Here is a 17,472-nt window from a genome sequence, read left to right on the forward strand (position 1 = left end):
AGGGCCGGCAATGGTCGGCCCTCATCACTTTTGGACTTAGCCATGGCTTACACCACATTTTCGCAGAACAAAAACGACCAGCTGTTAGAACCGATGTTCTTCGGCCAGTCAGTGAACGTTGCCCGTTTCGACCAGCAGAAATATGACATTTTTGAAAAGCTGATCGAAAAACAGCTCTCCTTCTTCTGGCGTCCGGAAGAAGTGGATGTCTCACGCGATCGTATCGATTATCAGGCGCTGCCAGATCACGAAAAACACATCTTTATCAGCAACCTGAAATACCAGACGCTGCTGGATTCCATTCAGGGTCGCAGCCCTAACGTGGCCCTGCTGCCGTTGATTTCGATTCCAGAACTCGAAACCTGGATCGAAACCTGGGCGTTCTCTGAGACCATCCACTCGCGCTCTTACACCCATATCATCCGTAACATCGTCAACGATCCTTCACTGGTGTTTGACGACATCGTCACTAACGAGCAGATTCTGGCGCGTGCACAGGACATCTCGAAGTATTACGACGATCTGATCGAGATGACCAGCTACTGGCATCTGCTGGGAGAAGGCACGCACGAAGTGGCGGGTAAAACCGTGACCGTGAATCTGCGTGCGCTGAAAAAGCAGCTGTATATCTGCCTGATGAGCGTTAACGCACTGGAAGCGATTCGCTTTTACGTCAGCTTCGCCTGTTCATTCGCCTTCGCCGAGCGCGAGCTGATGGAAGGTAACGCCAAAATCATCAAACTGATTGCGCGCGATGAAGCTCTGCACCTGACCGGCACTCAGCACATGCTGAACCTGCTGCGCACCGGTGAAGATGATCCTGAAATGAAAGAGATCGCCGCCGAGTGCCGTGATGAGTGTTTCGACCTGTTCAAGAAAGCCGCCGAGCAAGAGAAAGAGTGGGCAGATTATCTGTTCAGCGGTGGCTCGATGATCGGTCTGAATAAAGACATTCTGTGCCAGTACATTGAGTACATCACCAACATTCGCATGCAAGCGGTTGGCCTCGATCTGCCGTTCCAGACGCGTTCTAACCCGATTCCATGGATCAACTCCTGGTTGGTATCAGATAACGTGCAGGTGGCACCGCAGGAAGTGGAAGTCAGTTCTTACCTGGTGGGTCAGATTGATGCCGAAGTCGGCGAAGACGACTTCAACGACTTCCAGCTGTAAGCATGAGTCGTTCTGTTGTTATTCTGCGCAGTTCCGGCTCCCGGCTGGAGTGCGCAGAAGATCATCCCAATCTGTTGACGGCACTGGAAGCGCACAATGTTTGCGTAGAGTTTCAGTGCCGTGAAGGCTACTGCGGTTCATGCCGCATGCGCTTGCTAAAAGGCGAAGTGGCTTACGCGGAAACCCCATTGGCGTTTATTCAGAAGGGTGAGATTTTGCCCTGCTGCTGCCGCGCCAAAGGGGAGATTGAGATCGAGATTTAAACACCGGGTCGCCATCAATGGCGCCCCGGTGAAATTCATGGCAAAGCCTGCCCACATTCCTACTGTTTCACAGCTTCCAGCACATCAATCCAGCCATGCCCGTTACTGACTTCACTGCCGTGCAGCCAGCGACGCAGCATGTTCATCGCCATCATCGCCACGACTTTCTGCCGGGTTTCAACATTGTGACGCCCATGGGTGAACTTCACGCGCTGGCCCCAGCTGGCTTCCGGCGTATGCAGCGCAATCGCCACTTCGCCCTCTTCCAGATTGCCCACCGACAGCGCCAATACCGTGCCGTGATGTGCGGCCAGATCGCGCGTGCGCTCGACCTGGGATTCCAGCGGTTCATCATGAGGAGGCAGAATCTCTGCTGCGCTGAGCGGCACGTCTGCTGATGCCAGCTGCCAGTTGAGGAATCCCGCCGTATATTGCTCGCTTAGCGCCAGCCGGAAACCACGCTGTTGCAACTCACGCGCTAACAAAGCAGGCAAACCTTCAGTGCCTTCGAAGATAGTGCATTCCGCCAGCAGCAGCTTAACCTGCTGCCACGCCTGTTCCATCGCCACGCGCTGGCTGGCCGGTCCGGTGAGTTTGATTTCAATGATTGGCATTGATGAGCGATAGCCCATTACCACACCTTCCGGCAACGGTAACGGCTCCAGTTCGGCAGCAATGTCACTCTCGCCGCGACCAAAGGTAGTCAGACGCAAACACAGCGGCGGCTCAGGTAAATCAAAACGCGCTTTCAAACGCGGAATGATCTCCTGCTCGACCATCACTTTAAATTCGGACGGCACGCCCGGCGTGAAGAATATCCAGCAGCGATTGAGCTGAAGTGCAAAGCCACACGCGGTCCCCACCGGATTATCAATCAGCTCGGCATTCGCCGGAATTTCCGCCTGCTTGCGGTTGCTCGGCGCCATGATGCGTCCACGGCTGGCAAACCAGGCTTCCATTTTTTCCAGCCATTCTTGCTGGATCACTAATTCGGTACCACACGCGGTAGCTGCCGCCAGCGCGCTAAGATCGTCGCTGGTTGGCCCAAGGCCGCCGTTCACAATCAGCACATCGGCAATCTGGCTGCGACTCTGCAGCGCCTCTACCAGTGAGGACATCGCGTCACCCACGGTACTGCGGCTGGTCATTGGCAAACCGTGCTGGAACAGCACATCCGCGAGCCATGCGGCGTTGGTATCGACAATCTGGCCATGCAACACTTCATCGCCCGTAGAGAGCATTTCAACACGTATCACGTTACTTTCTCCTTATCCCTGTCGCTTTACTGTAGAAAGCGCGCACGCGAAACACAATCGCCGTTGATGCGAAACAAGGATTCGAGACAAATGAGAGGGATAACGCGGTAAAAAAGAGGAATCGGGCGTAACTGGCGTTACGCCCCGACAATTTAGCGGCGGGCCAACAGTAAACCGACAAACAGGCCAGCGGCGGCGCCAATGCCGATCCCCTGCCACGGTTTTTCATGCACATAATCGTCGGCACGGTAGGCCGCTTTTTTGGCACGGTAATAATAGCTGTCAGAAGCCTGGCTAACGCGATTCTTCACGTCTTCCAGCGCTTGTTCCGCTTTAAGTTTCAATTCGATGTACTTTTGATCGGCCGGATCACCCGACGATTTCAGTACTTCTTCCAAAGTTTCTGTCAGTAGCGCCAGGTCGTCATCAAGGCGAGTTTCAAATTGATCTGAAGATGACACGTTATACTTCCTCCATGCTCGTCACTTATCGTCGTTTAACTATAGTCATAAATTCGGTATTTGCTGCGCGCAAGGGATTCGGATTACGCTGGTTTTTGCTCGACTCAATGCAAAGTTGCGTAATCCGCGCTGTTGCAGCGTGAAATCTGCTTCGCTTATTTGATTAATCTGATAAATTTTTGTCAGACTGAATTTTTTAATTTCGCGACTGTCGTATCCCCTTGTAGCCAGACGCAATGCGTCTTACGACAGTCACAACACACCAGAGCAGCTAAGGATTAGATTTCCGGCATGAATCGTAGAAAATTTATGAAAGCGTCCATGGCCCTCTCTGCCGCAAGCGGCATGACCGGGCTCTCCTCGCTGTTTGCGCAGTCCGCCTGGGCCGATGATGGCATCGCCGACGGCACCGCAGTGCGCTTCGATTTCGACTCACTGAAAAAGAAAGCATCCGCGCTGGCGAAACAGCCCTGGGGCGGCGCACCCGGCCCGCTTCCTGACACCCTGGCCAATCTGACACCGCAGGCTTACAACGAAATTCAGTACGATGCCAACCATTCGCTGTGGAACAACATTCCCGATCGCGAGTTAGATGTGCAGTTCTTCCACGTGGGGATGGGCTTTAAACGTCGTATCCGTATGTTCTCCGTGGATGCCGATAGCCGTGAAGCGCGCGAAATCCACTTCCGCCCCGAACTGTTTAACTATCACAACGCTAATGTCGATACCCAGCAGCTGGTCGGCAAAACCGATTTGGGCTTCGCCGGTTTCCGCGCGTTTAAAAAACCAGAACTGGCGCGTCGCGATATCGTCTCGTTCCTCGGCGCGAGCTACTTCCGTGCGGTTGATGAAACTTTCCAGTACGGCTTGTCAGCGCGCGGTGTGGCAGTCAACACCTTTAGCAACGGCCACGAGGAGTTCCCTGACTTTACCGCCTTCTGGTTTGAAACACCGAAAGCCGACGATACCACCTTTGTGGTTTATGCGCTGCTGGACGGCGCCAGCGTCACCGGTGCGTACAAGTTCACTATCCACTGCGAAGAGAAACGCGTGGTGATGGAGGTGGAAAACCACCTGTTTGCTCGTAACGACATTCGTCAGCTCGGCATCTCGCCGATGACCAGTATGTTTAGCTGCGGCACCAACGAGCGTCGCATGTGCAATACCTATCATCCACAAATCCATGACTCCGATCGTCTGGCAATGTGGACCGGAAAAGGGGAATGGATTGCACGTCCGCTGAACAACCCGCAACGCTTACAGTTCAATGCTTATGAAGATGAAAACCCACGTGGTTTTGGTCTGTTGCAGCTCAATCACGACTTCAAAGATTATCAGGATGTCATTGGCTGGTATGACAAACGCCCAAGCCTGTGGGTTGAGCCAATTGGCAAGTGGGGCAAAGGCGCCATCAACCTGATGGAGATCCCGACGACCGGTGAAACCCTGGATAACGTAGTGTGCTTCTGGCAGCCAACGGAACCGGTTAAAGCGGGCAGCGAATTTAACTTCCAGTACAAACTCTACTGGAGCCAACTGCCACCTGTGCGCAGCGGGCTGGCGCGCGTGGATGCGACACGTACCGGTATTGGTGGCTTCCCGGAAGGTTGGGCGCCGGGCGAACACTTCCCCGATCAGTGGTGCCGTCGCTTTGCGATTGATTTCGTCGGTGGCGATCTGAAAGCCGCAGCGCCGAAAGGTATTGAGCCGGTGATCACCGTCAATGCCGGTACCATCAAGCAGGTTGAGATTCTGTATGTTGAACCCCTCAACGGCTACCGCATCTTGTTTGACTGGTATCCGAACAGCGACTCCACCAAGCCGGTGGATATGCGCCTGTTCCTGCGCACCAAAGATGAGACCTTAAGTGAAACCTGGCTGTATCAGTATTTCCCACCGCCGCCGGATCAGCGTAAATACACCGATGACCGACAGATGACGCCGGGCTGATATCCCCTAAAAAGTTCGAATTTCAGGAAGGCGGCAAACACGAGAGCCCGATGAGCTGACTCAAGTCAGTGATTCGGGTGAGCCAGGCAGCCAACTCACCGGAAATTTGAAGTATGACGGGTATAAATGGCGAGGAGTATTCCTCGCCATTACGCTTTCTGCATACCGATGTGTGGAATGTTATCTTCCATGTAAACGTCCCCCACCGCTTTGAAGCCAAGACGACCGTAAAACCCTTCCAGATGGGCCTGCGCCGATAAATAAATAGTGCGTTGCGGCCAATGGGTATCGCAGCTCTCCAGCGCTTTCTCCATCAGTCGATAGCCCAACTTCAGGCCACGCGCTTCTTCGGACACGATCACGCGACCAATCATCACCGGGGCGCTGTCCAGTGAGGGCGTAAGCACACGAGCGTAGGCCAATAATTTGCCGTCAAGGAAGCCCATGATATGGCGATTCTCTGCTCGCAAATCCTGACCATCTACGTCTTGATAGGGGCAGTTCTGCTCCACAATGAATACGTGATTGCGCAGTGCCAGCACGGTATATAACTGCTGTGCACTCAGTTCACTGTGGTGGCAATCAAGCCATTGCATTTCCATGATGCTTCCTTGTCTGAGCGAAAAAAGTGATCTCCTGAGAGTATCACAGCGCGCGGGGATTGAGCAGCCATACAGGGTTGCCGCATTGCCTTGCCGTGATCGTATTCTCAGATTACAGGCAAAAAAAATCAGGCCCTGAGGCCTGATTCATGGGGTCAAAGCGCATTTACATCAGCGGCTGAGCCATCTGCACCAGCGAAATCAGTGGCTGAGGATAGACACCCAGCAGCAGCACCAGAATCGCCGAGATCAGCACCACCACACCACCGGCGGTGAACGCCCAGTTGGCTGGCGTGTCACGATCGCGCGTGTGCATTTCTGGTGGGCTGAGGTACAGACTCACCGTCACACGCAGATAGTAGTAAAGACCGATCGCACTGCCGGCAACGACTGCCGCGGTTAACCACCACAGATGCGCGTTCACACCGGAAGCAATGACGTAGAACTTACCAATGAAGCCCAGCGTCATCGGGATACCGGCCAGAGACAGCATCATGACGGTCATGACCGCTGACAAAATTGGACGATGCCAGAACAGACCACGATAAGAGTAAAGCGTATCCGCATCCGGGCCACGGTACGGGCTGGACATCAGGCTGACCACACCGAACGCGCCGAGGCTGCTGAACAGGTAACCCGCCAGGTACACACCCGCCGTTTCCAGTGACAGCTGATGGGTTTTCACCGCAATCAGCGACACCAGCAAATAGCCAAGATGCGCGATCGATGAGTAACCGAGCAGACGTTTGATGTTGCTCTGCGAAATCGCCATCAGGTTACCGAACAGAATCGACACAAAGGCGATAACACCGAGCACGGTGCGCACGGCTTCGCTGTCGGTCACTGGCGCGTACAGGAACAAGCGCATCACCACACCAAAGATGGCGATCTTGCTGGCGGTGGCCAGGAAGGTTGAAACCGGCGCAGGCGCACCCTGATAAACGTCTGGTGTCCACAGGTGGAACGGAACCAGTGACAGCTTAAAGCCGAGGCCGATAATCATCATGCCCAAACCGACCAGCAGCAGCGGCTGTTGGATCATGCTGTCATTCAGGCTTTTACCCAGTTGCACAAAGCTCAGGCTGCCAGAATCGGCATAAATCAACGCGATACCAAAGATCAGGAACGAAGACGCTGCAGCGGACAGGATCATGTACTTCAGTGCCGCTTCCAGCGAACGTTTCTGACGGAATGCGTAACCGATAAGACCAAACAGCGGCAGTGACAGCAGTTCAATACCAATGAACAGCGCCGCCAGATGATTGGCACTCGCCAGCACGATGCCACCGAGCGCCGCAATCAGCACCAGCAGATAGAACTCATCTTTGTTGTCCGGGAAACCGGCCAGCCACGGATAAGCAAAGGTGCAGGTTGCTAGGCTGGCCAGCAGCACCAGCGCGGTGTAGAACATTGAGTAACCGTCAACGCGCAGCAGCGGCGTGACATCCATGGCACCGACATGACCGACAAACCACAGTGAAAACAGCGCTACGTTCAGGCCAATGACCGTCAGCGTGGCATTAACAAAGTGGTTGCGTCGCCACGCAATGGACAGCATCACCACCACCACCGTCAATCCGACGATCAACAGCGGCAGTAACGCAATCAGATGTTGAGGAGTTATTGTCATGGCGAATTACGGCCTTGTAGTTGAAATTGAAGCGGTAAACCACTGCTGAATATTGCTCATCGCAGCGTGAGAGGTATCAAGGATCGGCTGTGGATAAACACCCAGCAGAACCAGCAGCACCACCAGCACGCCGATCGTCATGAATTCACGCGGTGACATGCCCGGCAGCGGAGCTTTCGATTTCGCTTCGCCGTAGTAAGCGCGCTGCATCATCACCAGCGAATACACCGAGGCAAACACCAGACCAAAGGTGGCAATCACGATAATCACCGGCACCACCTGGAAACTGCCGGTCAGAATCATAAATTCGCCGACAAAGTTACCGGTGCCTGGCATACCGAGGTTGGCCACCGCGAAGAACAGCGACAGGCCTGGAATCCATTTGATACGTCCCCACAAACCGCCCATCTGGCGCAGGTCACGGGTATGCAGACGCTCATAAAGCTGCCCACACAAGATGAACAGTGCTGCGGCGGACAGGCCGTGAGCAATCATCTGAATCACCGCGCCCTGGAACGCCAGCTGGCTGCCAGTGTAGATAGCAATCAGCACGAAGCCCATGTGCGAAACGGAGGTGTAAGCAATTAGACGTTTGATATCCGTCTGCGAGAACGCCATCCAGGCACCGTAGAAGATACCCAGAACACCGAGCCACATAGCAATCGGCGCAAACTCTGCGGAAGCATTCGGGAACAGTGGCAGGCTGAAACGCAGCAGACCATACGCCGCCGTTTTCAGCAAGATTCCTGCGAGGTCAACCGAACCCGCAGTTGGCGCCTGACTGTGCGCATCCGGCAACCAGCCGTGCAGGGGCACCACTGGCATTTTCACTGCGAAAGCGATAAAGAAGCCGAGCATTAGCAGATATTCAACGGTGTGCGACATTGGCGTTTTCAGCAGTTCTTCGTAGCTGAAGGTCCAGACGCCCGTGGCGTTGTAGTGCACGAACACCAGCGCCAGAATCGCAATCAACATCACCAGACCCGAAGCCTGGGTATAGATGAAGAATTTGGTCGCTGCCGAGATACGGGTTTTACCGTCAGAGGCTTTGTGACCCCAGAGCGCGATGAGGAAGTACATCGGCACCAGCATCATTTCCCAGAAGAAGAAGAACAGGAACATGTCGATGGAGAGGAACACGCCAATCACACCACCGAGGATCCACATCAGGTTGAGGTGGAAAAAGCCCTGATACTTCTCGATTTCATTCCAGGAACAGAGCACCGCCATCAACCCGAGCAGACCGGTCAGCACCACCATCAGCAGTGACAAACCGTCGATAGCCAGATGGAAGTTAATGCCGAAGCGCGGAATCCATGGCACCGAGAAAGTCGACTGCCACTGCGGCATTCCTGCAGCCTGGGTGAGTGAATAGCCTCCCTGCAGCCACAACTGCAGACCGAGTGCCAGCGTCAGCCCCATGGTGATCATGGCGATCCAACGCGGCACTTTTGCGCCGAGGCGCTCTGCTAACCAGCAAAGCAGACCCCCAACAAAAGGTATGATTATTAGCCAAGGTAATAGCACGGCATACTTCCCTTTTTTCAACCTGATTTCGAGCTATCTTGCTTGCCACGTTCATCACCGTCAGCGCTCGCCACCCTCACGTACAAAATACGCTTGGGTTGCTGCACACTGACGGCAACGAAACGGGCTACATCAATAACGCTTCGTCATTCAGGCAATTTTTCACATTCGCTTCTGGGATGAGAGAATCCTTGATTCTCTCGCCCCCGCTCATCAATCTTTAAATCACCAGCATCAGCGCCAGTACCACCACGGCACCGACACTCATGGAAGCCACATACCAGCGCACGTAACCGTTCTCGCTCACCACCAGGCCTTTATTACCAATGCGCGACAATAGCGCAGGCAGGTTCATCAGTGAGTTCAGCGGATCGCGCTTCAGCAGCCAGGCAATGCCCAAATAAGGTTTTACAAACACCTTGTCATACAGCCAGTCGAAGCCCCATGCCGCGAACCACCAGGTGCCGAAGAAACGGCCCGGCGCGCTATTGGCAACACTGGTGACCAGCTGGCGTTTGCCAAGCCATAGGGCAGCAGCAATCAGGATGCCGACAATCGCGACCACGCCTGAGGTGATTTCCAGCGCCACTTTTCCGCCCTCACCGAATTCATTCTGCGGCAGCACGCCCGCCAGCGGTGGCGTGATCATGGCGCCAACGAAGGTGGAGAGCACTAACAGCACAATCAGTGGCAGATGGTGAGTGATGCCTTTGCCCGCGTGCGCATGAATTTTCTCTTCGCCGTGGAACACGATGAAGATCATGCGGAAGGTGTAGATCGAGGTCAGGAATGCACCGACCAGACCCGCCACCATCAGATTGATGTGACCATTCGCCAGCGCACCAAACAGGATTTCGTCTTTACTGTAGAAACCTGCGGTAATCAGCGGCAGTGCCGCCAGCGCAGCGCCGCCGACCAGGAAGCAGGTGTACACCAGTGGGATGCTCTTACGCAGGCCGCCCATTTTGAAGATGTTCTGCTCGTGGTGGCAGGCCAGAATGACCGAACCAGAAGAAAGGAACAGCAGTGCTTTGAAGAAGGCGTGCGTCATCAAGTGGAAAATGGCCGCGTCCCATGCCTGCACGCCCAGCGCGAGGAACATGTAGCCGATTTGACTCATGGTAGAGTAAGCCAGCACGCGCTTGATGTCGGTTTGCACCAGCGCGGCAAAGCCTGCCAGCACCAACGTAATCGCCCCCACAATACCCACCAGATGCAGCACTTCCGGCGTCAGCAGGAACAAGCCATGGGTACGCGCAATCAGGTAAACACCCGCGGTTACCATGGTGGCGGCGTGGATCAGAGCTGATACCGGCGTAGGACCCGCCATCGCATCAGCCAGCCACGTTTGCAGTGGCAACTGTGCAGATTTACCGACCGCACCGCCCAATAACATCAGGGTTGCCCACTGCAGCATGTGGTTGTCAGCGGCGAAATGCGCCGGCGCCAGTTCCACCAGCTCGCGGAAGTTCAGCGTACCCAGTTCGTTATAGAGAATGAACAGTGCGAATGCGAGGAACACGTCACCGACGCGGGTGATGATGAACGCTTTCATCGCCGCCTTGCCGTTTTCTGGATTGCTGTAGTAGAAGCCAATCAGCAGATAAGAGCAGAGGCCCACGCCTTCCCAACCGAGATACATCAGCATCAGGTTGTCGGCCAGCACCAACACCACCATGCTCGCGATGAACAGGTTGGTGTAAGCGAAGAAGCGTGAATAGCCCTCTTCACCGCGCATGTACCAGGAAGCAAACATGTGGATGAAGAAGCCGACGCCGGTCACCACTGACAGCATGGTCAGAGACAAGCCGTCCAGTACCAGGTTCACTTTGATATCAAAGTGGCCGACCTGAATCCATGTCCACAACGCCTGAGTAAAAGGCTGTTGACCGTTACTGAAGAAATCCATACCAACGAAAACGGTGGTCAACGCCGCCAGACCGACCGATCCCATTCCCACCGCTGCCGACAGATTCTCCGACCAGCGACCACGGGAAAACGCCAATAGCAGGAAGCCAATCAGCGGAAATAATACGGTTAAATAGAGAAGATTCATCCGCGCATCTCGCTCACTGTGTCAATGTTCAGCGTCTGACGACGACGATAGAGCTGGAGCAGCAGGGCCAGGCCGATGCTGGCTTCCGCCGCCGCGAGGCTGATCGCCAGAATGTACATCACCTGGCCGTCAGCTTGTCCCCAGTAGCTGCCAGCTACCACCAACGCGAGCGCGGCGGCGTTGATCATGATCTCCAGACCAATCAGCATAAATAGCAAATTGCGGCGCAGTACCAGCGAGGTCAGGCCGAGAACAAACAGCACAGCAGCCAACATCAGGCCGTGTTGTAACGGGATCATGCGTGATCCTCCTTATTCGCATGTGCATCAGCATGGCGATTGCTCAGCACTTCGCCCTGACGCTCTTCACGTCCGATATGGAAGGCCACCACCAGACCGGCCAGCAGCAGCATTGACGCCAGCTCAACCGCCAGTACGTAAGGACCAAACAGACTGATACCCACCGCTTTGGCATCGATAACGTTGCCATCAATGCCCTGATCGTGCGCGGTGCTAATGGCGTAAATCATCACCACCAGCAGCAACAGGGAGACGATGCCAGGCCCAATCCACAGCGAAGGCTTCAGCCACTCGCGCTCCTGGTCCTGCTGGGTTTTGCCCAGGTTCAGCATCATCACCACGAACACGAAAAGCACCATAATGGCACCGGCGTAAACGATGATCTCCAGCGCACCGGCAAAGTAAGCGCCCATTGAGAAGAACACGCCCGCAATCGAAAGCAGCGAAACAATCAGGTACAGCAGCGCATGTACCGGATTGGTGTGAGTGATAACGCGCAATGTCGTTAGCACCGCCACCAGTCCGCAAAGATAAAACGCAAATTCCATACCTGGCTCCTTAAGGTAACAAGCTTTTGACGTCGATTGGCTTGGCTTCGTTTTCCGCTTCGCCCTTCTCTTTCCCGTCGATCGCCATACCCGCCATGCGATAGAAGTTGTACTCCGGATATTTACCCGGACCGGAAATCAGCAGGTCCTGCTTCTCGTACACCAGATCCTGACGCTTGAACTCACCCAACTCAAAATCGGGGGTCAGCTGAATCGCCGTGGTCGGGCAGGCTTCTTCGCACAGACCGCAGAAGATGCAGCGCGAGAAGTTGATGCGGAAGAACTCCGGATACCAGCGACCATCAACCGTTTCCGCTTTCTGCAGTGAGATACAACCCACTGGACAGGCTACCGCACACAGGTTACAGGCAACACAGCGCTCCTCGCCGTCCGGATCGCGCGTCAGCACGATACGGCCACGGTAGCGCGGCGGCAGGTAAACCGGTTCTTCTGGATACATCTGGGTTTCGCGCTTGGCGAAGGCATGCATGCCTATCATCCAGATACTGCGCACTGTCGTGCCGAAGCCAACGACAATATCTTTTAAAGTCATCTCAAAACCCCTTACTGCGCGCTGTACAGAATCACTGCGGCGGTCGCCAGCAGGTTCAATAACGTCAACGGCAGACACACTTTCCAGCCGAACGACAGCACCTGGTCATAACGTGGACGCGGCAGCGCAGCACGAATCAGGATAAACATCACCATAAAGAACGCCGTTTTCAGGGCGAACCAGATGAATGGCGGCAGGAATGGACCGTGCCAGCCACCGAAGAACAGCGTGACAATCAGCGCTGAAACGGTGGTGATGGCCACATATTCACCGACGAAGAACAGACCGAACTTCATACCGGCATATTCGATGTGGTAACCATCGGCCAGTTCTTGTTCCGCTTCTGGCTGGTCAAACGGATGGCGGTGACAAACCGCGACACCCGCGATACAGAAGGTCACGAAGCCGAAGAACTGCGGAATGATGTTCCACAAGTGCGTCTGGCTCTCGACGATGGCGTTCATGTTGAATGAACCGGCTTGCGCCACCACACCCATCAGCGACAGGCCCAGGAACACTTCGTAGCTCAGCGTCTGCGCGGAAGCACGCATTGCACCCAGCAGTGAGTATTTGTTATTACTCGACCAACCGGCGAACAGCACGGCGTAAACCGCCAGACCGGCCATCATCAGGAAGAACAGCAGACCGATATTCAGATCTGTCACCATCCAGGTCGGTGAAACCGGCACGATGGCAAACGCCAGCAGCAGCGATACAAAGGCAATAACCGGTGCCAGAGTAAAGATGAAGCGGTCGGTAAACGGCGGAACCCAGTCCTCTTTGAAGAACATTTTGATCATGTCAGCGGCGAGCTGCAGTGAGCCGCCCCAGCCAACACGGTTCGGTCCATAACGGTTCTGCCATAAGCCGAGCAGACGACGCTCGGCGAAACTCATAAAGGCACCACAACCCACCACCACCAGCAGAATCACAATGGTTTTCAGGATCTGGATGAGGATGTCGATAGCGTCCGGTGTCAGCCAGCTCATTGTGCAGCCTCCTGCAGTTTGTCAACTTGCGCACCTGAGAGGAACGGCGGCACACCTGGCATACCCAGCGGCAGACCCACCTGCCCTGCTTGCAGGGAAGTGGAGAAGCGTACTGGCAGACGCAGCGTTTCACCGGCACAAACCAGTTCAACCGCAGAGCCGTTATTGACGCCCAGTTTCTCCGCATCAGCCGGGTTAATCACCAGCGTAGCTGGCGACATACGCTTCTGGAAGGTCGGTGAACGCTGAGTCATCTCTTCACTACCAAACAGCTGATAGTAAGGTGCAACGCGATATTGGCTGCCTTCAACAAAGCTTTCTGGCACGGCGGTGAACCACGGCAGTGATCCTTCGCTCGCTTCAAACAGACGCACACCCGGATCGCCATGACGCAGTTTGCCACCGACTTCAGCCTGGAACTTGTTCCATGCTTGCGGGGAGTTCCAGCCTGGAGCCCAGGCGAATGGAATCTGCGAACGTGGTGCGCCTGGTTGGTTGTTACCTTCCATTGAGAAGGCAAACATGGTGTCTTTGTCTTGCGGCTGACGCGGTTCGTGCACGCTAATATTGGCACGCATCGCGGTACGGCCACTGTTACGGTGCGGTGAACGCGCCAGTTTCTGACCGCGAATACGGAAGCTTGCATCCGGCGCCGCGTCTTTAATACCTTTCAACTGTGGCAATGCTGCAACGGTGGCATCGATCACGTGATCAAGCAGCGTCCAGTCAATCTGACGGCTTTCAACAGTGCTGTGCAGCGAGTGCAGCCAGCGCCAGCTCTCCAGCATCACAATGCTGTTGTCGTAATAAGACGGATCGTAAACCTGGAAGAAACGCTGTGCGCGGCCTTCCTGGTTGATCGAGGTGCCATCACTTTCTGCGAAGCTCGCCGTCGAGAGCACCAGACCGGCTTTCTCCAGCGTCGCAGTGCGTTGATGATCAACCACAATCACGTGTGCGGTGTTGTGCAAAGCCGCATCCACGGTGGCTTTCGGTGCATGGCGGTAAAGATCGTTTTCCAACACCACCAGCGCTTCCGCTTCGCCTTTATCCAGCTGTTCCAGCGCGCTATCCAGCGATTGCCCCCCCATCAGGCCGAGACCAAAGCTGTTAGCTGCACCGGCAAGGAAAGTGATACCGACATCGGCACCGCGACCTTTCAGTGCTTTTGCCACGTTGGCGGCCGCTTCAATCATCGCGGTGCTGCCAGAGTGAGTACCAGAAATAATCAGTGGTTTTTTGGCACCGGCTAACGCCTGTACCACCACATCCAGCTTGCCATTCAGCTTGCTGTCAAAGCCACTGACGGCTGGAGCGGCTTCATCGAGCGCATTGGCAATAGCGAAGCCGAGACGAGCCTGATCTTCCACCGGTGCGCGATAGCTCCACGCGGCGATATCATCAAGACGGGTTTCATCAACGTTGGTGACAAATAGCGGATGTTTGGCGTGCTGACCAATGTTCAGGATCGCCGCGATCTGCCAGTCAGCCACTTTCTGGGCTGCTGCCATTTCACGTGCTTTACCTTTCACCGCCTGACGCACAGAAAGTGCGACACGCGCACCGACCTGAGTCAGGTCTTCACCCAGCACCAGCACCGCATCGTAGCTTTCGATTTCGCGCAGTGATGGCGTGTAAATACCGCCTTCCTGCAGTACTTTCAGCATCAACTCAACGCGTGCCTGCTCAGCGGCAGGCATACCGGTGGAGAAGTTTTCCGCACCGACAAGTTCACGCAGCGCAAAGTTGCTTTCAATGCTGGCACGCGGTGATCCAATCCCAATCACACGCTTCGCCTGACGCAGTACGTCAGCCGCGGCATTCACCGCTTGTTCGGCATTCAGACTGACCCAATCGTTGCCGCGCTTCTGTACTGGATGACGTGGACGATCTTTGCGGTTCACATAGCCATAACCGAAACGACCACGGTCACACAGGAAGTAGTGGTTTACGGTACCGTTGTAACGGTTTTCGATACGACGCAGTTCACCATAACGCTCGCCTGGGCTGGTGTTACAACCCACGCTGCACTGCTGGCAGATGCTCGGTGCGAACTGCATATCCCATTTACGGTTGTAGCGTTCGGAGTGCGTTTTATCGGTGAATACGCCGGTCGGGCAGATCTCGACCAGGTTACCGGAGAACTCGCTCTCCAGCGTGCCATCTTCCGGGCGACCGAAGTAAACGTTGTCGTGGGCACCGTAAACGCCGAGATCTTTGCCGTCTGCGTAATCTTTGTAGTAACGCACGCAGCGATAGCAGGCGATACAGCGGTTCATTTCATGGGAGATGAACGGGCCGAGATCCTGATTCTGGTGCGTACGTTTGGTGAAGCGGTAACGACGGAAGCTGTGGCCCGTCATGACCGTCATATCTTGCAGATGGCAGTTACCGCCCTCTTCGCACACTGGACAGTCGTGCGGATGGTTGGTCATCAGCCATTCCACCACGCTTTCACGAAACTCTTTCGCTTCGCCATCGTCGATGGAAATAAAGGTGCCGTCCGACGCCGGTGTCATGCATGACATAACAAGACGACCACGGGTATCTTCGGCATTCTGGAATTGCTTCACCGCACACTGGCGGCAGGCTCCCACGCTTCCCAGCGCCGGATGCCAGCAAAAATAAGGAATATCAAGGCCCAGAGAGAGACACGCCTGCAACAGGTTGTCCGCTCCGTTCACATCATATTCTTTACCGTCTACATGGATTGTAGCCATAGTGAACATGCTTCCGTAAGGCTCGCCCTAAGACGAGCGTTAAACATCTAATTCTGTCCCCCGCGCCGTGTCGGCGCAGGGTGAATTCCGTGTACGGCGGCTGATTACCAGCGCGCTTTCAGCAGGTTGGGCTGAATACCACCGATCGATCGGGTATTGCCAAACACCTGCGGCGCAATGCCGGCTTCAAACTCTTCACGGAAATATTTAATCGCGCTCTGCAATGGCTCAACGGCACCCGGTGCGTGGGCACAGAAGGTTTTCCCTGGGCCGAGTTGGCGACAGAGTTGCAGCAGGGTTTCGATGTCACCCGGCTGGCCTTTTTTCTGCTCCAGCGCACGCAAGATCTTCACGCTCCATGGCAAGCCATCACGGCATGGCGTACACCAGCCACAGGACTCGCGCGCAAAGAATTCTTCCAGATTACGCACCAGCGAAACCATGCCAATTTCATGATCGACCGCCATCGCCAATGCCGTGCCTAAACGGCTGCCGGCTTTACCGATGCTGGCAAATTCCATTGGCAGATCAAGGTGTTGATCGGTCAGGAAATCCGTACCCGCACCGCCTGGCTGCCAGGCTTTAAATTTCAGGCCATCGCGCATGCCACCGGCATAATCTTCCAGAATCTCACGCGCGGTCGTGCCAAACGGCAGTTCCCACACGCCTGGATTTTTCACGCGGCCTGAGAAGCCCATCATTTTGGTACCGGTGTCTTCGCTGGTAGAGATGTTCTTGTACCAGTCAACGCCGTTGAGGAAGATGGCTGGGACGTTGGACAAGGTTTCCACGTTGTTGACGCAGGTTGGCTTGCCCCACACGCCCGCACTCGCCGGGAACGGTGGCTTAGAACGCGGGTTCGCACGACGACCTTCCAGTGAGTTGATCAGCGCGGTCTCTTCACCACAGATGTAACGTCCCGCGCCGGTGTGCACGATCAGTTCAAAATCGAAACCGGTACCGAGGATGTTTTTACCGAGGTATCCCGCTTCGGTGGCTTCGGCAATCGCACGGCGCAGATGCACGGCCGCTTCGATGTACTCGCCACGTAAGAAGATGTAGCCACGATAGGCTTTCAGGGCGAACGCACTGATCAGCATACCTTCCACCAACTGGTGCGGCATTTGCTCCATCAGCAGGCGGTCTTTATAGGTGCCCGGCTCCATTTCATCGGCGTTACACAGCAGGTAACGGATGTTCATGGATTCGTCTTTCGGCATCAGGCTCCACTTCAGGCCGGTATTAAAGCCTGCGCCACCGCGACCTTTTAGACCGGAGTCTTTCACTGCCGCAACGATTTCGTCCTGGCTCATGCCTTTCAGTGCTTTATCAGCGCCGACATAACCGTTTTTACTGCGATATTCATCAATCCACACCGGCTGCTTGTCGTCGCGCAGACGCCAGGTGAGTGGATGCGTTTCCGCAGTACGAATGATCTGTTTAAT

Annotated in this window: 15 protein-coding genes; 3 read left to right on the forward strand and 12 right to left on the reverse strand. The window is 55.1% G+C overall.

Annotation, left to right across the window (positions count from 1 at the left end; translation table 11 throughout):
• The first annotated feature begins 42 nt into the window (after positions 1-42).
• Both nrdB and yfaE read left to right on the forward strand, forming a co-directional pair.
• Positions 43-1,173: a class Ia ribonucleoside-diphosphate reductase subunit beta gene (gene nrdB / locus JK231_RS06660; protein WP_034825039.1), complete on the forward strand. Its 1,131-nt coding sequence runs from the start codon at positions 43-45 to the stop codon at positions 1,171-1,173.
• A gap of 2 nt (positions 1,174-1,175) precedes the next feature.
• The gene (gene yfaE / locus JK231_RS06665; protein WP_058961303.1) at positions 1,176-1,436 is read left to right on the forward strand and encodes a class I ribonucleotide reductase maintenance protein YfaE; all 261 of its coding nucleotides are present in this window, start codon (positions 1,176-1,178) and stop codon (positions 1,434-1,436) included.
• A gap of 59 nt (positions 1,437-1,495) precedes the next feature.
• Here yfaE and JK231_RS06670 read toward each other — a convergent pair whose 3' ends face one another.
• Together JK231_RS06670 and elaB are read right to left on the reverse strand one after the other, a co-directional pair.
• On the reverse strand, positions 1,496-2,692 hold the full coding sequence (locus JK231_RS06670; protein ID WP_097116583.1) for a nicotinamide mononucleotide deamidase-related protein YfaY: 1,197 nt from the start codon (positions 2,690-2,692) through the stop codon (positions 1,496-1,498).
• Between the two features lie 152 nt (positions 2,693-2,844).
• Positions 2,845-3,153 carry a stress response protein ElaB gene (gene elaB / locus JK231_RS06675; protein WP_034825045.1) on the reverse strand — a complete coding sequence of 103 codons (309 nt, stop codon included), beginning with the start codon at positions 3,151-3,153 and terminating at the stop codon, positions 2,845-2,847.
• 291 nt (positions 3,154-3,444) lie between these two features.
• Between elaB and JK231_RS06680 the strand changes: the two genes are divergently transcribed.
• Positions 3,445-5,103, forward strand: coding sequence for a glucan biosynthesis protein (locus JK231_RS06680; RefSeq protein WP_045813641.1), 1,659 nt, complete (start codon positions 3,445-3,447; stop codon positions 5,101-5,103).
• Positions 5,104-5,252: 149 nt separating this feature from the next.
• Here JK231_RS06680 and JK231_RS06685 read toward each other — a convergent pair whose 3' ends face one another.
• The 10 genes from JK231_RS06685 to nuoF form a co-directional block, all read right to left on the reverse strand.
• Positions 5,253-5,705, reverse strand: a complete 453-nt coding sequence (locus JK231_RS06685) for a GNAT family N-acetyltransferase (protein ID WP_097116582.1) — start codon at positions 5,703-5,705, stop codon at positions 5,253-5,255.
• Between the two features lie 166 nt (positions 5,706-5,871).
• On the reverse strand, positions 5,872-7,335 hold the full coding sequence (gene nuoN, locus JK231_RS06690) for an NADH-quinone oxidoreductase subunit NuoN (RefSeq protein WP_034825051.1): 1,464 nt from the start codon (positions 7,333-7,335) through the stop codon (positions 5,872-5,874).
• Between the two features lie 6 nt (positions 7,336-7,341).
• The gene (gene nuoM, locus JK231_RS06695) at positions 7,342-8,862 is read right to left on the reverse strand and encodes an NADH-quinone oxidoreductase subunit M (RefSeq protein ID WP_034825053.1); all 1,521 of its coding nucleotides are present in this window, start codon (positions 8,860-8,862) and stop codon (positions 7,342-7,344) included.
• A gap of 220 nt (positions 8,863-9,082) precedes the next feature.
• On the reverse strand, positions 9,083-10,918 hold the full coding sequence (nuoL, locus tag JK231_RS06700; RefSeq protein WP_058961299.1) for an NADH-quinone oxidoreductase subunit L: 1,836 nt from the start codon (positions 10,916-10,918) through the stop codon (positions 9,083-9,085).
• On the reverse strand, positions 10,915-11,217 hold the full coding sequence (nuoK, locus tag JK231_RS06705; RefSeq protein ID WP_034825057.1) for an NADH-quinone oxidoreductase subunit NuoK: 303 nt from the start codon (positions 11,215-11,217) through the stop codon (positions 10,915-10,917). The genes nuoL and nuoK overlap by 4 nt, the downstream gene beginning before the upstream one ends.
• The gene (gene nuoJ, locus JK231_RS06710) at positions 11,214-11,765 is read right to left on the reverse strand and encodes an NADH-quinone oxidoreductase subunit J (RefSeq protein ID WP_211728247.1); all 552 of its coding nucleotides are present in this window, start codon (positions 11,763-11,765) and stop codon (positions 11,214-11,216) included. The genes nuoK and nuoJ overlap by 4 nt, the downstream gene beginning before the upstream one ends.
• Before the next feature lie 10 nt (positions 11,766-11,775).
• A complete protein-coding gene (gene nuoI / locus JK231_RS06715) occupies positions 11,776-12,318 on the reverse strand; it encodes an NADH-quinone oxidoreductase subunit NuoI (protein ID WP_034825061.1) in 543 nt (180 codons plus the stop codon).
• Positions 12,319-12,329: 11 nt separating this feature from the next.
• Positions 12,330-13,307: an NADH-quinone oxidoreductase subunit NuoH gene (gene nuoH, locus JK231_RS06720; RefSeq protein WP_045813644.1), complete on the reverse strand. Its 978-nt coding sequence runs from the start codon at positions 13,305-13,307 to the stop codon at positions 12,330-12,332.
• On the reverse strand, positions 13,304-16,027 hold the full coding sequence (gene nuoG, locus JK231_RS06725) for an NADH-quinone oxidoreductase subunit NuoG (protein ID WP_160833460.1): 2,724 nt from the start codon (positions 16,025-16,027) through the stop codon (positions 13,304-13,306). The genes nuoH and nuoG overlap by 4 nt, the downstream gene beginning before the upstream one ends.
• 104 nt (positions 16,028-16,131) lie before the next feature.
• Positions 16,132-17,472, reverse strand: a complete 1,341-nt coding sequence (gene nuoF, locus JK231_RS06730; protein ID WP_176505727.1) for an NADH-quinone oxidoreductase subunit NuoF — start codon at positions 17,470-17,472, stop codon at positions 16,132-16,134.

Source organism: Pantoea sp. JGM49, assembly GCF_018257655.1.
GTDB classification, from domain to species: Bacteria; Pseudomonadota; Gammaproteobacteria; order Enterobacterales; family Enterobacteriaceae; genus Pantoea; species Pantoea communis.

Excerpts from the sequence above, each read along its gene's own strand:
- JK231_RS06685 (WP_097116582.1), bottom strand. The coding sequence starts at position 5,705 with ATGGAAATGCAATGGCTTGATTGCCACCACAGTGAACTGAGTGCACAG.
- nuoL (WP_058961299.1), bottom strand. The coding sequence starts at position 10,918 with ATGAATCTTCTCTATTTAACCGTATTATTTCCGCTGATTGGCTTCCTG.
- JK231_RS06680 (WP_045813641.1), top strand. The coding sequence starts at position 3,445 with ATGAATCGTAGAAAATTTATGAAAGCGTCCATGGCCCTCTCTGCCGCA.
- yfaE (WP_058961303.1), top strand. The coding sequence starts at position 1,176 with ATGAGTCGTTCTGTTGTTATTCTGCGCAGTTCCGGCTCCCGGCTGGAG.
- nuoG (WP_160833460.1), bottom strand. The coding sequence starts at position 16,027 with ATGGCTACAATCCATGTAGACGGTAAAGAATATGATGTGAACGGAGCG.
- nrdB (WP_034825039.1), top strand. The coding sequence starts at position 43 with ATGGCTTACACCACATTTTCGCAGAACAAAAACGACCAGCTGTTAGAA.
- nuoJ (WP_211728247.1), bottom strand. The coding sequence starts at position 11,765 with ATGGAATTTGCGTTTTATCTTTGCGGACTGGTGGCGGTGCTAACGACA.
- nuoI (WP_034825061.1), bottom strand. The coding sequence starts at position 12,318 with ATGACTTTAAAAGATATTGTCGTTGGCTTCGGCACGACAGTGCGCAGT.
- nuoK (WP_034825057.1), bottom strand. The coding sequence starts at position 11,217 with ATGATCCCGTTACAACACGGCCTGATGTTGGCTGCTGTGCTGTTTGTT.
- nuoN (WP_034825051.1), bottom strand. The coding sequence starts at position 7,335 with ATGACAATAACTCCTCAACATCTGATTGCGTTACTGCCGCTGTTGATC.
- nuoH (WP_045813644.1), bottom strand. The coding sequence starts at position 13,307 with ATGAGCTGGCTGACACCGGACGCTATCGACATCCTCATCCAGATCCTG.